This window comes from Chryseobacterium sp., assembly GCF_045629545.1.
In the GTDB taxonomy this organism is placed as follows: domain Bacteria; phylum Bacteroidota; class Bacteroidia; order Flavobacteriales; family Weeksellaceae; genus Chryseobacterium.
In genome coordinates this window covers 21,783-35,326 of sequence record NZ_JAZQRK010000012.1, presented here as the reverse complement: position 1 = coordinate 35,326, position 13,544 = coordinate 21,783, and the positions used below count along the sequence as shown (strand labels likewise).

Here is a 13,544-nt window from a genome sequence, read left to right as displayed (position 1 = left end):
ATTCCCTGATGCACCTTTGCCGAAACGAATAGAACATGGCTTCTGGCAAACAAATTAGAGATGAGATAATGAAGATGACTATTGTCATCAATACAGATCCTGCGCAACAGGAGATTCATTCGCTATCCAACGAGACCAAGCAATATATTGAAGAAAACAAAAAACTATCTGAGACACTTCGACAGCTAGAAAAAGACCGTAAAGCAGATACTGCGGCGGTAAGTAGTTATACAACTAAGGTAGATAAGCTTCAAGAAAAGCTAGATAAGCAAGAGAAGATTCACAAAGCTGAGTTAGTGGCACTGGAGAAAAAAAGAGAATCTTATAAAAAAGATACAGCTGACTATGATAAGTATAATAAGAAGATTGACGAGGCTAAAGCAAAAGCAGCCGAAGTATCTAAGGCTAATGCCATAGCATTATCTGATCTAACTTCTAAGCAAGCTAAAGCTAAGGAATCACTTGACAAAACCACCAAAGAATACAATAAGCTAAACATTGAAGTCAAAAAGAATGAAGAAGTAATTTCGTCTAATAAGAAAAGAATAGATGATTTGCGCGGTTCTATGGATGTAACAAAGCTTACTGTTGCTCAATTAAAAAAGGAATTAGCATTATTAAATTCATTAAAACTAAATGTTGTACCAGGCAGTGAAGCTGCGGATAAGTTGGTAGGTCAGATTGCTGAAATAAAAGCTAGACTAAAAGAAGTAGAAGGCGGTGCAGATGAAAGCAAATCTTCATTTCAAGATTTAGCAGATCAATTCAATCAGTATTCAGGAATCATTGCTGCAGGTGCTGCATTCTTTGCTGGGTTTGCATTATCTGTGAAAGCTATTATAGACAGAAATAATGAACTGGCTGATGCTATGACTGGAGTTGAAAAGACTACAGGGCTTACGAAAGATGAAGTGATAGAGTTATCTAAAGCTTTCGTCGAATTCGATACTAGAACTAAAAAGCTAGACTTACTAAAAATGGCAGAGGTTGGCGGTAGATTAGGTGTAGCGAAAGAGGAAATACTAGATTTTACACAAGAAGTAGATAAGGCATACGTTGCCTTAGGTGATTCGTGGGAAGGTAGTGCTGAAGACCTTGCCAATAGTCTAGGAAAAATAAGTAAACTATATAGTGAAACTAAAAACATTCCGATTGCAACTGCTATCAATGAAGTAGGATCCGCAATGAATGAACTAGCTGCGTCAGGTGCATCATCCGAGCAAAATATATCAGATTTTGTTTTGCGTATGGGTAGAACCCCTGAAGCATTGCGTCCACCATTGAATGTATTATTAGGCTATGGATCTGCATTTGAGGAGTTAGGAATCAATTCTGAAATCGGATCTTCAGGATTTTCTAAATTCCTAAGAGTAGCCGCAAACGATACAAAAGGATTTTCTGAAATAATGAATATTCCTGTTCAGCAGGTTAAAGACATGATTAAGCAAAATCCGGCAGAATTCTTTCTTAAATTTTCTGAAGGATTAAAAGGATTAGATCCTGATCAGTTGGCAGCTGTATTGGATAAATTAAAACTTTCGGATCAAGAAGTTAGTGGAGTTATTGGAGCAGCATCTTCTAATGTAGAATTATTCAGAAAATCTGTTGAGATTGCAAATACTGCCGTAGAGCAAGGAACTTCTTTACAGGATGAATTTAATAAAGTAAATAATAATGCTGCAGCAATATGGGAGAAAGTTCAACGAAAAATGATAGAGACTTTCACCAGTGCTAAAATGGCTCAATTCTTAGAAGCTACAATTACAAATTTTGGAAAGTTTATAGGTGTAGTAAATGATACGGAAGGTGGTATAACCAATTTTCGTGAGGCTTTAATTTTAATGATTAAAATTATTTCTATTGCAGCAGTATCCACATTTTCTTACAATGCCGCTATGATGTTGACTAATGTTACTTTAACAAGTGCAAGAAATCAATTGTTGGGTTATACTGTAATTCAAAAGTTAAATAATGGATTGAACCAAGTAGGTACAATGTTGCAAACTTCTTGGAATTTAGTTGTAGGTCTTGGAGGTATCGCTATTGGTAGACTTACAGGAGCAACTACTTTACAAACTGCAGCTCAGCAACGCTTAAATTTAGCTATGGCGGCAAATCCTTTTGGAGCAGTCCTAGCAATTGCAACACTTCTAATAACTGCTTATGTAGCTTTCGGTCAAGAGACAGAAGTAATTGTAAGTAAACAAAAATTATTAAATGATATTCGGCAAATTTCTGCAACAAAAGTAGCACAAGAAAAAGCGGAGCTACATTCTTTGATTGCAGTTGCCAGAAATGAAAATCTTACAAAGGAGCAAAGAATAAATGCTATTAAAAGAATAAATGCAATATCCCCTGAATATTTAGGTAACCTGACGCTTGAAAACATTAAAACTCAAGAAGCAACTACATCAATAAAAAAATATATAGCAGCTCTAGATCAAAAGGCAATGGCAGAAGCGATTCAATCTAAGAAGGTTGATTTGATGAAAAAAATTGTTGATGAGCAAACAAATGATAAAAGTGCTTACACAGGAGTATTTGGGCAAACAGGCAACAATGCTGGTTATTGGTTGAATGATACTTTTAGACCAGGACCTAAACTAAAGCGCGATGTTGATTTTGTGGAATGGGATAAAATGTCCCCCAAAAAGCAAGCTGAAGAGTTTCAAAAATACATGCCTACAGTTCAAGATGCTATCATGAAAAGAACAGAAGCTTTAAATAAATTGAATGGGGAAATGTCTGAAATCAATAAACTTCAAGAACGATTTTTATTAAAAAATCCTAACCAAGTTGTTGGTGGTGTTTCTACTTACAAAATTCCAGATAGTGATAAAGATAAAGAAGACAATGATGCAGAACGTGCTCGAAAAAAAGCTGAACGAGAAGCTTCTGTAGCAGCTAAAAAAGCTGAGCGCGAAGAAAATCAGCATCAGAAAGACATGAATAATTTGAAACGTCGAGGAGAGGAAGCTGATACTTTGGAAAGACAAATTCAAATTGATATAGACGATGCTCGAATTGAAGCGATGGCTGAGGGATTTGAAAAAGAAGAAGCTGCTTTGGAAATTCAAAAACAAAGAAAATTTGCGGAGATAGATAAAAAGAAAATAAACCAATCAGATTATGATAAGCTTCAGATTGAAATAGATAAAGCAAAGGGCAATGATAAATTGCTTTTTGAAGCTCTGAAAACTTCGTGGGATAGTAATAATGCTTCACTTAATGAATTTAAAAAATCGCAAGAAGCTATTTACGATAATAAAAGAGTTGTATTGCAGCAAAAATATTCGGCTCAATATATCAAACGTGAAGAGGAAAATTTGAAAAATGAAATAGACCTTATTACTCGCGAAAAAAATAATAAAATTGCTACTTTCAAGACGGTTGAAAATCAGATTGCATTTTTAAAATCTGTTGGACAAAATAAGGATTTAGAAAATATAAGAACTTGGGAGGATGGAAAAGCTGCTATTGAAAAATACTATCAACAACAAGCTTTAGAACGCCAACTAAAATTTCTTCAAGGAAAAGTAAATGAATTTAATATTTTAATGTCATTAAATTCATTGGCAGCGTTAGATCCAGAACAATTAAAAACTATTGAAGAATACCAAAACAAAATAGCTGAACTTCTAGCTCAAACACAGGCTTTAAAACAAGGCAATAGCGAATCTAAAAAGGGAAATGCACAAAAAGGACTTAACTCCTTTGAGCAAAAAGGTACAGCTCGGGATCTTCTTGGTATGTCCCCAGATGAATGGGAAGGATTATTTAAAAATACAGATAACTTATCAGCTAATCTAGGTAAAGTAACTGCCGTGGTTGGGGTGATGCAACAGATGTTTAGTGCTTACTTTCAGTTCGTGGAAGCTAATGAAAAAAGACAACTTAAAACCTACGAAAACAACACCGAAAAGAGAAAAACAAAATTAAAACAACAGCTAGACTTAGGCATCATTAATCAAGAAACTTTCAAAAAGAAAACTATTGAAGCTGATAATGATCTTGCGAAAAGAAAAAGTGATTTAGCCATTAAACAAGCTAAAAGGGAACGTGCCATGAAAATTGCGGAAGTAATTACAAATACTTCTGTAGCTATTATGCAGGCTTATTCTCAATTAGGACCAATAGCGGGAACTATTGCAGCAGTATTGGTTGGTACAATAGGAGCATTCCAATTGAATACTATTATGAACACGCCATTACCAACTGCTGAAGGTTTTGAGGATGGTTTTAATATGGAAGATAGAGAATATCCAATGCAACGTTCTCAGGATGGTAAAAAATTTAATGTTCGAAGAAGTAGATTAAAGTCCGGATTGGTTAATCGTCCTACACATTTCATCGCTGGAGAAAAAGGAGTTGAAATGGTTATAGATTCACCTACATGGACAACCTATTCTCCAGAATTAAAATCTGCAATCTATTCTGCCAATACCCGTGCTAAAGGTTTTGAGACTGGATTTAATACAGTTCCTGAAAAGCCTTTAACTTCTTCTAATAATGATGATGTAATGATAAAAATGATGAATGTTTTGTCTGAGTTCACTCAAACTATGAAGGTGATACAAAATGACGGAATTGAAGCATACATCGTAAAATCTACACGAAATGGTGAACCTATTTCTGAAATGGTAGATGATTATCGAAAACTAAATAATAGACAAAAACGTTGATATGCCATACACACCAATAACTATAGATCCGAATGACGGTACAGGAGGTTCTTCGCCTTACTTATATTTACTTCTAAATAATAACTCTGAAAGTTTAACTTGGAATGCCAATAATTCACAACCGTTAGCTAATATTTTGAAACTTACAATTCAGAATTATCAAGTATTTAGTCCTAATGTAAGATTCGATGTAATTTTTTCACAGCCTGTGTCTGCATGGTTAAGTTTAGGCGGTCCATCAATCAATGGTTCCACTGTTGTAATGACAGGAGGTAACAATAAAAATATCTCTGTTCAGCTTCATGATATTGATACGCTGCCTAATGGAGTTTATAATGCTGAGATTATATTTGAAGCATCAGGAACTAATAACAATATAATTAGTATATATGATGTTGTTTCATATTTTGTAACACTCACCATATTTAATAATTCAAGTGCTAGTATTTCTGTTGAAAAAAACCAGTACAATGTATTCTATAATAGGCAAACAGATGTGCTTAGTGGTGATATTAATGTTAATGTCGTTAACAATACAGAACCACTTAATTTGAAATTTATTGGTGATAATTTCGTTACTAAAGAGAATGTAATCGATGCCTTCACACTGGAAGAACTAAATGTCGCAACTAATGTAAATTTGCCTAATCAAGGTAGTGTAAATGTTGCTGGTGCATTATACAAGTCGGATAATTCTAAGATAGCAAATGTTAATATTTATCTAACTATTGGATTGAATTCTGATATTTTTGTTGATAAAGATTTTCTCAGTTATACAATTAACAAGGCAACTCCACAGATAGCAAATAATACTATTTACATCACAAATCCTGAAAACAAAAACTTTACAATTACAGCACCTTCATGGCTTACTCTTTCACAAAATAGTGGTAATACTTCTGTGTATATTACAGTATCTACAGTTTCTTCCTCAAACATTAGTGGAGGAGAATACTCAGATGTTATTATATTGAGTTATGATAATAAAAATATAAGCATTCCAGTTTTTTTAAAAGTAATTTCTTTCATGACTTTTAATCCAGGGAGTAATACTTTTTGCAGAAACATTCCAAGTATTATATTCAATAGAATGAATAGCTCAGCACGGATTATTAGGATTAGTGTAACAGCAAAATTTAATTTGGAAGGAGTTGAGTCTATAAAAGAAAATATATATTTTGTACCTTATGTTTCCGAAAAGGCATCTTTCAATTTAGGTGAAAAAATTAATAATCAATATCCACAGAGGAAATCAGATTGCTTCAGTATTCCAGAGAATTTCCTTTTAATGAAGAATGCGGTAGTAAATATTATTTGTGAAGAACTTGATAGTAATTATGTGACGTTACTCTCCGAATCATTAACTGATATTAAATTATTTCCAGGAGCGAAACCTTTAGGTTATCCATTGCTTTCAAATTTCTTGTTTAGGAAAAAAAATAATAGATCTGTAATTTTCAATTCAAAGATAATTGGGGAGGAAATTCGAGTTGATAGAATTGAAAATTCAGAAAATATAGATGAATTAGTCTATGCAGATAAAAGCGTAAAATATTATAATTTCCCAAAATATTTCAATATTATTTCTATTCATTTTGAAAATAACAATCTATGTCCGGAATGGTTAACCTTAACAGGAGAATATAAAATAACTTCTGATTTTAGTCACATCTATGCCAATAGTATTTTCAAAAATCAAAATGAGAAATATGATTTTTCAAAAGTAAAAATGCTAAATATTAACACTGGTTTTATTTTAAAAGAAGAAATATTATTGGTAGAAAAAATGGTTGAAAGTAAACTTGCATTTATAAAAATCGATGATATAATATATAGGTGTTTTTCAACCACTGCAAAACTAATATTAGATGATTCTTCAGAAGAAGTAATCAATAGAGATGTTGAATTTTTAATTGTTGAGATATAATGGAAATTAAATTATATAGCGAAAATAAAGTTCTTGATTTAAGCAACCAAAAAGTATCAATCAAGGAAAGCAATTCTAAAGTAAGTGATAAAATGTCTACAAAATATTTTTTTCCTTTTGAGATTTACGTAGATGAAGAATTTATCGCATCATTTGGTGATTATGAAAGTTATGAAAGCTGGACACTTACAAATACGGCTCCATGGACATTATTGTTTGAGAATTATTTAAGCGAGGCAAAACTTGAAATAGAATCCATAGAAGGTAAATATCTAACTGGGCAAATTGATTTCGGTTTTGAAGATTTACCGAACTGGGATAAAAAGTTATCTGAATTGTCGTGGGAAAAATTTACCGTTACAGATATTCACATTTACGCAAAAGATATTTGCACTAAAAGATATCCTCAAACTAATTTTAATTTTCCAAGAATTTTTACTCCAAAATATTCACCTGAAGAAAAAATGTGGGATGCCTTCAATGGTTACTATAATGACCTAGATGTTGTGGCTGGTGCTATGAAGAAAAACTATGTTGATTCTGCAGGAAACATTTTTAATCAAAATATAATTCACCCTTGCATACACTATCTGTACATGTTGAAAAAATGTTTTATTGATGCTGGGTTTACTTTGAAGGGAGATATTTTAACAGATCCAATATTTCAAGACGCTTGGGTTTTTTCTGGAACCGAATATTTTGGTAAAGTATCTCAGTTTCAAAATGCATTTTCAGTGAGTATGAATGATTATTATAAAACTGAAGATGTTGTAAATTACACTGAAACAATTAATGGATTGTTATTTACGAGATATTATCCAAGATATTTTTATAGTGAAATTATAAATTTAGATTTTAATGACAAGATATTCATCAATGGTAAATTCAAAATAAAAGTTCGTGATAGAACTAATTTGAAATGCAAAATTCAGATTAATGGCAATGATATTTGGAGTCACGATGAATTTTATTGGAGCTTTTCCGATTTAGTTTTACCATTTTCTTTAGAATTAAACGTGAACCATGCGGAATTAAAATTTATTATTGAAGGTGGGGTATCTAATTTTAACGAGAATTATAATGTTCTAGAATATGATTTGAAATCAAGCTCTATTGTGACAACAGGCACACCCACAAGTAATGACGATGCAGTGGTTTCTAATAGTAATGAAATAGATTTAATGCGAGCGGTTCCGGATATGAAAGTAGGAGAACTAATTAATATAACCAGAAATTGGTTTAACTTCGGTTTCACAATTCATGAAAAAAATATTTGGATGGATAGAATCGGTGATCGAGAACCAACCAATATTAAAAATTTTGAAAGAAGCGAAATTAAATATCCCAAAAGAACTTTTAATAAGAAACGTAGTTTTCTATTAAAACATTCTGATATAGATGGTAATAACCAGCTAAATAGTATTTTTTATGATAAAACAGGTGCAAAAATAAATAAAGTAGCAGATGAGGATACCACAGTAATTGATATAAATGGTTACCCTCTCCCTATTGAAAAGGTAAAAACTAATTCACCTTTAACAGCCTCTGTTAAACGAGATGATAGTTCATGTTTAGCATTGGTATTTTATAATGGTTTGATAAATGGAGAAAATAACGCTATCGCAAAACCTCAAGCCACTTTTCCTGATTTGTTTTACTCAAATTGGGAAAAATGGCTAAGGCAGCGTGTTAATGGTGTGGAATTTAATTGGAGTTTCAAAATACCTGCAGTTCAATTAGATGTTAAAATCAATGATTATATTTTTTGCTACAATAATATTCATATTATAACAAGTTGGACCAAAGATTTATCTGAAGGTACTTATACAATTGAAATAACAACCGAAACAGTTTATTAAATTTGATCTTTAGATTCATAAGATATTTTGCTCATTTCCACCAAAGCATCCTGATCAGTAAGATGTCCATAAATTGCCGTATGCTTTATGGAAGAGTGACCTAAAAGTTTAGAAAGTTTTGCTATACTTCCAGAGTTTTTTAAAATAGTTGTTGCAAAAGTATGGCGGCCAACGTGCATTGAAATTGTTTTTTCAATTTTGCACGTTTCCGCTATTTTTTTCAAATGTTGGTTGATTTTTTGATCACTAAGTCGTTCCACGAAAAGTTCTGGGCAATAGTTGAGAATAACTCGCAACTCTTCAGTGATTTTCATATACTGATCATTTGAAGTTTTAACGTGGCGAAATCGAAAAATATCTTGTTCAACATCTTGTCTTCTTAAATTTTGAATATCGGAGATTCTTAATCCGGTGTAGCATGAAAATAGAAAATATCCTAGTGGAAGGATGTGATGTTTATTTATAAATTCATTAAAAAAATATTTGTGCATTCTTCCTACTTCTTCTTCTTCTAAAAATACTGGAGTAGTTTTAGGTTCACGTACTATAAATTTTTCTTTTTTAAATCCTAGTCGTATTCCTTTTTCGTCCGCTAGATTTATAAATTTTTTGATGATTTTAAAATCAGTAAAACAAGTAGGATCTCTATTGCCTTTATTAGCGATAAGATATTTTCGATATTTTTCAAAAAATTCTATTGACAGCATTGAGAAAGGAATATCTTTTCGATATTCTTTGAGCTTATTAATTGCTGTTTTATGAGCCTTCAAAGTATTCGGTTTGTAGTTTCCATTTAAACTATGAAAGGTACAGAATGAAATAAAATCAAATTCTGGAGTATTGTTATTAATACTCTCTACCAGTAGCTCTGGTGTTAAAACTTTTTCTAACATCAGAAAATCACGTTTGATTGTGATAATCTTAGCTTCAATAGTGTCTAGTATAATATTGAAGTTCTCAGAATTATTCGATTTTTTAACGCGGCATTTAATATTATCCCAATATTTTGCCTCTATCTTGATATCAAGATTCATTGTTGTTTTTGATTTTCCAGATCTCACAATCAAAAAAACCAAAGATTTACCATCCCTATTTTTATCGGAACGAATTGAAAATTTGTGTGTCATAGCCACGAAAATCTTTTTCGTGTCTCTTCTCGTGTCAAACACGCTCTGAATTACTGAATTTGTGTGCATAGCTTTTAATTATAAATTATAGCCAACATGCTGCAAATTACCTTAATAAAAGGAAAAAAGACAATTCTGATGAATTGTCTTTAACCTGTAATGTTTCTTTTTGTACCCAGTACCAGAATCGAACTGGTACATCTTTCGATACTAGAGTTTGAGTCTAGCGCGTCTACCAATTCCGCCAACTGGGCTTGTTGATTTATTGTGATGCAAAGATAGAACTATTTTTGGTATTTCAAAAGTTTTTCTCAACTTTTTTTTAAAAAAAAATCTCCAAACCATCGTAGGCAAGGGATATTCCGTTAGGAAGATCCTTATTTTCAAATTCATGCATCCCAAAATGGTGACTTATATGGGTGAGATATAATTTCTTTGGGCGAAGTTCAACATAAAGTTTTAGAATATCAGGAAGTATAAAATGGGCAGGATGTGGGTCTGTCTTCCTGATGCAATTTAAAATCAAAACGTCTAGATCACGCAATTTTTCTTTTTCTTTTTCGGGAATCAAGCTTCCATCTGTAATGTAGGCTAATTTTTTAAACTTGTAACCTAATATTTTTAGTTTTCCATGCCATATATCAATAGAAGTGATGGTGGTATCAAGAATTGTAAAGGGATTATCTTCTATGCTAAACAAATCGAAAGAAGGTGCTCCTGGATATTTTACATCAGCGAAAGCATAAGGAAACCTATTTTTTATTTCATTTCCTACTCTTTCAAGGCTATAAATCGGAATATTTTTGCCAGTTTTGAATATCAAGGGACGCATGTCGTCTAAACCGATTATATGATCATTGTGCTCGTGGGTGATTAATGTCACGTCTACAGAATTTTCCGAATTGCATAGCATTTGTTGTCTGAAATCGGGTCCACAATCTATTAGTATTTTTGCTCCATTATCCGTAGTTATCATTGCTGATGCTCTATAACGATGATCTCTGGAGTCTTGAGATTTGCACACTTCACAAGTACAACCTATCACAGGTACACCCTGAGATGTTCCCGTTCCTAAAAATTTCAACTTCATTTTGTTTTCAGGTTGGTTTAATTTTGGTAAATTTACAAAAAATTTTACGTCCTAATGTATCAGAAACTAACTCCTAAACAAAAAGCTTTAACAATCAATCTAGATCCTACTATTTATGGTACTTTCGCAGAAATTGGTGCAGGGCAAGAAACTGTTAGACATTTTTTTAGAGCAGGGGGAGCCTCAGGTACAATCGCTAAAGCAATGTCAGCCTATGATAAAGATTTTAGTGATGCCATCTACGGTAAAGAAGTCAAAAATAGGTATGTGACCCAAAACAGACTTCGCAAAATGCTTCGTTATGAGGTAGCTCTTATTGAAGAAAGAATCTCTAGGGAAAATAATCCAGGTAGGAAATTTTTCTCTTATGCCAATACGGTAACCACTATTAATTTTAACAAAACTCAGCAAGGTCACGGATGGGTTGGTTTGCGTTTTCAGGTAGGTGAAAATGAAGATTATAACGAAATTGTGATCCATGTTAAATTTAAAGAAAATGATCCAACATTACAGCAAGAAACACTTGGGAATCTTGGAGTGAATCTTATTTTTGGTGCTTTTACTTACTACGACAATCCTAGAAGACTGATAGAATCTTTATATGATGATATTGATAAAGATAATCTAGAGATTGATATGATAGATTTTAGCGGTCCCGCATTCTCCTATGTAGACAACAGATTGATGTCTCTACAATTGGTGAAAAATAATATGACAGATGCTGTAATCTTCAATTCTCAGGGTAACAATATGCTTCCAGCAGATGTTTTGTACAAAAAAAATATATTTGCAGTAAGAGGAAGTTTTAGACCAGTAACCAAAGTGAATATAGATATGCTTCAAAACGGAATGGATATGTTCCTAAAAGATGCCATTTGTACACAAGAGGAAACAGAAATACTGATTGAGATTACCATTTCCAATCTGCAAGCAGATGGAGATATCGACGAAAGAGATTTTATGGATAGGGTAGATGTTCTTGGGAAACTGGGTTACACCGTTATTATTTCTAATTTTTCAGAATATTATAGACTTATAGATTATTTCTCTCACTATACCAACGGAAATATTGGTGTAGCGATGGGCGTGAATAATTTGTTAATGGTATTTGATGAAAAATATTACAGAAATCTTTCTGGTGGAATACTTGAGGCTTTTGGTAAATTCTTTAGAAACGGAATGCGCGTCTATCTTTATCCTTACAAAGATCCTTCAAACCACGAATTGTTGACTTCTTCAAACCTTAAAGTAGAGGATAATCTGAAAGAACTCTACAAATACTTTAAGTTAAATAATCGTATAGTAGACATTGAAAACTACAACCCAGAATATCTAGAAATCTATTCTAGAGAAATCTTGAAAAAAATAGCTTGTAATGTCAGTGGTTGGGAAAACCAATTGCCAGAAGGTGTTGCCGAAATGATAAAAGAAAGAGGAATGTTTGGATACAAACAAGAATTATCTTTAAAACAATTTTCTTAATAAATAATACAGTAATTATGTCTGAATTAAAAAAAAGACTTTCATCTATATTAGAAAGCCCTACACACAATACAGAAGACAAACTGAAAAAAGTTTGTTATCTATTAGATCAAGAAATATCGTATTTTAATTGGACAGGTTTTTACTTTAAAAATGGAGACAAAGACGAATTAAAGTTAGGCCCTTATGTAGGTGCAGAGACAGATCATACCATTATTCCTTACGGAAAAGGGATTTGTGGGCAAGTTGCTGTTTCCAATCAAACCTTCATCGTTCCAGATGTTCACGCGCAAGATAATTATCTAAGTTGCTCTATCGATACCAAAGCTGAAATTGTAGTTCCAATTTTCAAAGATGGAGTAAACGTAGGTCAGATAGATATAGATTCTCATACGCTAGATCCTTTTACTAAAGAAGATTTGGAGTTATTAGAATGGCTTTGTGCAGAGGTTTCTAAAATTATTTAATTTAATAATAATTCACTTTTTAAAGAGTGATTATTCATACAAAACTCAAGTTTCGGCTTGAGTTTTTTTATTTTAAACTAAAAATTTATTTAATATAAGATAAATTAAATAGCGCTTATTTTTTACCACAATACCTCTTGCGGTTAGGAAAAAAAATAATTTAGTTAAAAATTTATTGTAATTCTTTAATTAGATTTTCAAAATAAACTTCGCATTTGGCAAGATGAGTTCCGTACCAAGAAAAAGCTTCACCATCTACTATCAATACTATCTTGTTTGGATAATTTTTTTTAAAATTCTCAATATGTTTATCCTTAAAAGGAAAAGGCTCCGAAGAAAGCATAATTACATCAGCTTCTGCCAAATCTTCAATATTGATAATAGGATAACGAGTAGTGTTTTTAAATAAATTTTGAAAGCCAATTTCTTCCAAAACATGATGAATAAAGGTGTCTTTTCCTACTGTCATATAGGGATTTTCCCAAATAAGATATGCAACATTCAATGGAGTTTTAATTTTATTTTGATTAAATATTTCATAAATTTTTAGATTAAAAGCTTGCGCTCTTTCTTCTTTATGAAAGATGTTTCCTAGGTTTTTTAGCAAATAATAATTATCCTCAATGGTAGCAACCTGAGTAACCGAAACTTTAAAATGGAGTTTTAGTTCTTCTACTTGCTCTTTGGTATTTTCTTCCTTATTTGCAATAATAAGGTCCGGTTTCAAACTTTTTATTTTTTCTATATATAAGTTTTTCGTACCTCCAATGATGGCAATATTTTTTACTTTTTCCTGAGGATGAATACAGAATTTTGTACGGCCTATCAATTCGGTTTCAGATACACCCAAATCCAATATCGCTTCTGTAATAGAAGGTACAAGCGAAATAACTTTCATAGTTTAAGACTT

Annotated in this window: 8 protein-coding genes and 1 tRNA gene; 5 read left to right on the top strand and 4 right to left on the bottom strand. The window is 32.1% G+C overall.

Annotated elements, in window-relative coordinates:
- Positions 1-35: 35 nt before the first annotated feature.
- From ACKI42_RS02690 to ACKI42_RS02680, 3 genes are read left to right on the top strand one after another with little or no spacing between them, the layout of a single operon-like run.
- Complete coding sequence (locus ACKI42_RS02690; RefSeq protein ID WP_407402187.1) at positions 36-4,682, top strand: phage tail tape measure protein; 4,647 nt, start codon at positions 36-38, stop codon at positions 4,680-4,682.
- Between the two features lies 1 nt (position 4,683).
- Positions 4,684-6,609: a hypothetical protein gene (locus tag ACKI42_RS02685; RefSeq protein WP_407402185.1), complete on the top strand. Its 1,926-nt coding sequence runs from the start codon at positions 4,684-4,686 to the stop codon at positions 6,607-6,609.
- Entirely contained in the window at positions 6,609-8,468 is a 1,860-nt protein-coding gene (locus ACKI42_RS02680; RefSeq protein WP_407402183.1) for a hypothetical protein, read from the top strand. Before ACKI42_RS02685 ends, ACKI42_RS02680 begins: the two co-directional genes overlap by 1 nt.
- Here the strand turns inward: ACKI42_RS02680 and ACKI42_RS02675 are convergent.
- From ACKI42_RS02675 to ACKI42_RS02665, 3 genes are all read right to left on the bottom strand, one after another.
- Entirely contained in the window at positions 8,465-9,595 is a 1,131-nt protein-coding gene (locus ACKI42_RS02675; protein WP_407402181.1) for a tyrosine-type recombinase/integrase, read from the bottom strand. The genes ACKI42_RS02680 and ACKI42_RS02675 overlap by 4 nt on opposite strands.
- A 172-nt stretch (positions 9,596-9,767) precedes the next feature.
- Positions 9,768-9,849 (bottom strand) — tRNA-Leu (locus ACKI42_RS02670).
- 68 nt (positions 9,850-9,917) lie between these two features.
- Complete coding sequence (locus tag ACKI42_RS02665) at positions 9,918-10,685, bottom strand: MBL fold metallo-hydrolase (RefSeq protein WP_407402179.1); 768 nt, start codon at positions 10,683-10,685, stop codon at positions 9,918-9,920.
- Between the two features lie 54 nt (positions 10,686-10,739).
- On the opposite strand from ACKI42_RS02665, the gene ACKI42_RS02660 reads away from it, so the two are divergent.
- Complete coding sequence (locus tag ACKI42_RS02660; protein WP_407402177.1) at positions 10,740-12,167, top strand: TonB-dependent receptor; 1,428 nt, start codon at positions 10,740-10,742, stop codon at positions 12,165-12,167.
- Positions 12,168-12,184: 17 nt separating this feature from the next.
- Positions 12,185-12,634 (top strand): GAF domain-containing protein, encoded by a 450-nt coding sequence (locus ACKI42_RS02655; protein ID WP_407402175.1) that lies wholly within the window; start codon positions 12,185-12,187, stop codon positions 12,632-12,634.
- Positions 12,635-12,806: 172 nt separating this feature from the next.
- On the opposite strand, the gene ACKI42_RS02650 is transcribed toward ACKI42_RS02655, so the two are convergent.
- Complete coding sequence (locus ACKI42_RS02650) at positions 12,807-13,532, bottom strand: ABC transporter substrate-binding protein (protein WP_407402173.1); 726 nt, start codon at positions 13,530-13,532, stop codon at positions 12,807-12,809.
- Positions 13,533-13,544: the final 12 nt, after the last annotated feature.

Coding starts and splice junctions, on each gene's coding strand:
- ACKI42_RS02690 (WP_407402187.1), top strand. CDS start 36: ATGGCTTCTGGCAAACAAATTAGAGATGAGATAATGAAGATGACTATT.
- ACKI42_RS02685 (WP_407402185.1), top strand. CDS start 4,684: ATGCCATACACACCAATAACTATAGATCCGAATGACGGTACAGGAGGT.
- ACKI42_RS02680 (WP_407402183.1), top strand. CDS start 6,609: ATGGAAATTAAATTATATAGCGAAAATAAAGTTCTTGATTTAAGCAAC.
- ACKI42_RS02675 (WP_407402181.1), bottom strand. CDS start 9,595: ATGACACACAAATTTTCAATTCGTTCCGATAAAAATAGGGATGGTAAA.
- ACKI42_RS02665 (WP_407402179.1), bottom strand. CDS start 10,685: ATGAAGTTGAAATTTTTAGGAACGGGAACATCTCAGGGTGTACCTGTG.
- ACKI42_RS02660 (WP_407402177.1), top strand. CDS start 10,740: ATGTATCAGAAACTAACTCCTAAACAAAAAGCTTTAACAATCAATCTA.
- ACKI42_RS02655 (WP_407402175.1), top strand. CDS start 12,185: ATGTCTGAATTAAAAAAAAGACTTTCATCTATATTAGAAAGCCCTACA.
- ACKI42_RS02650 (WP_407402173.1), bottom strand. CDS start 13,532: ATGAAAGTTATTTCGCTTGTACCTTCTATTACAGAAGCGATATTGGAT.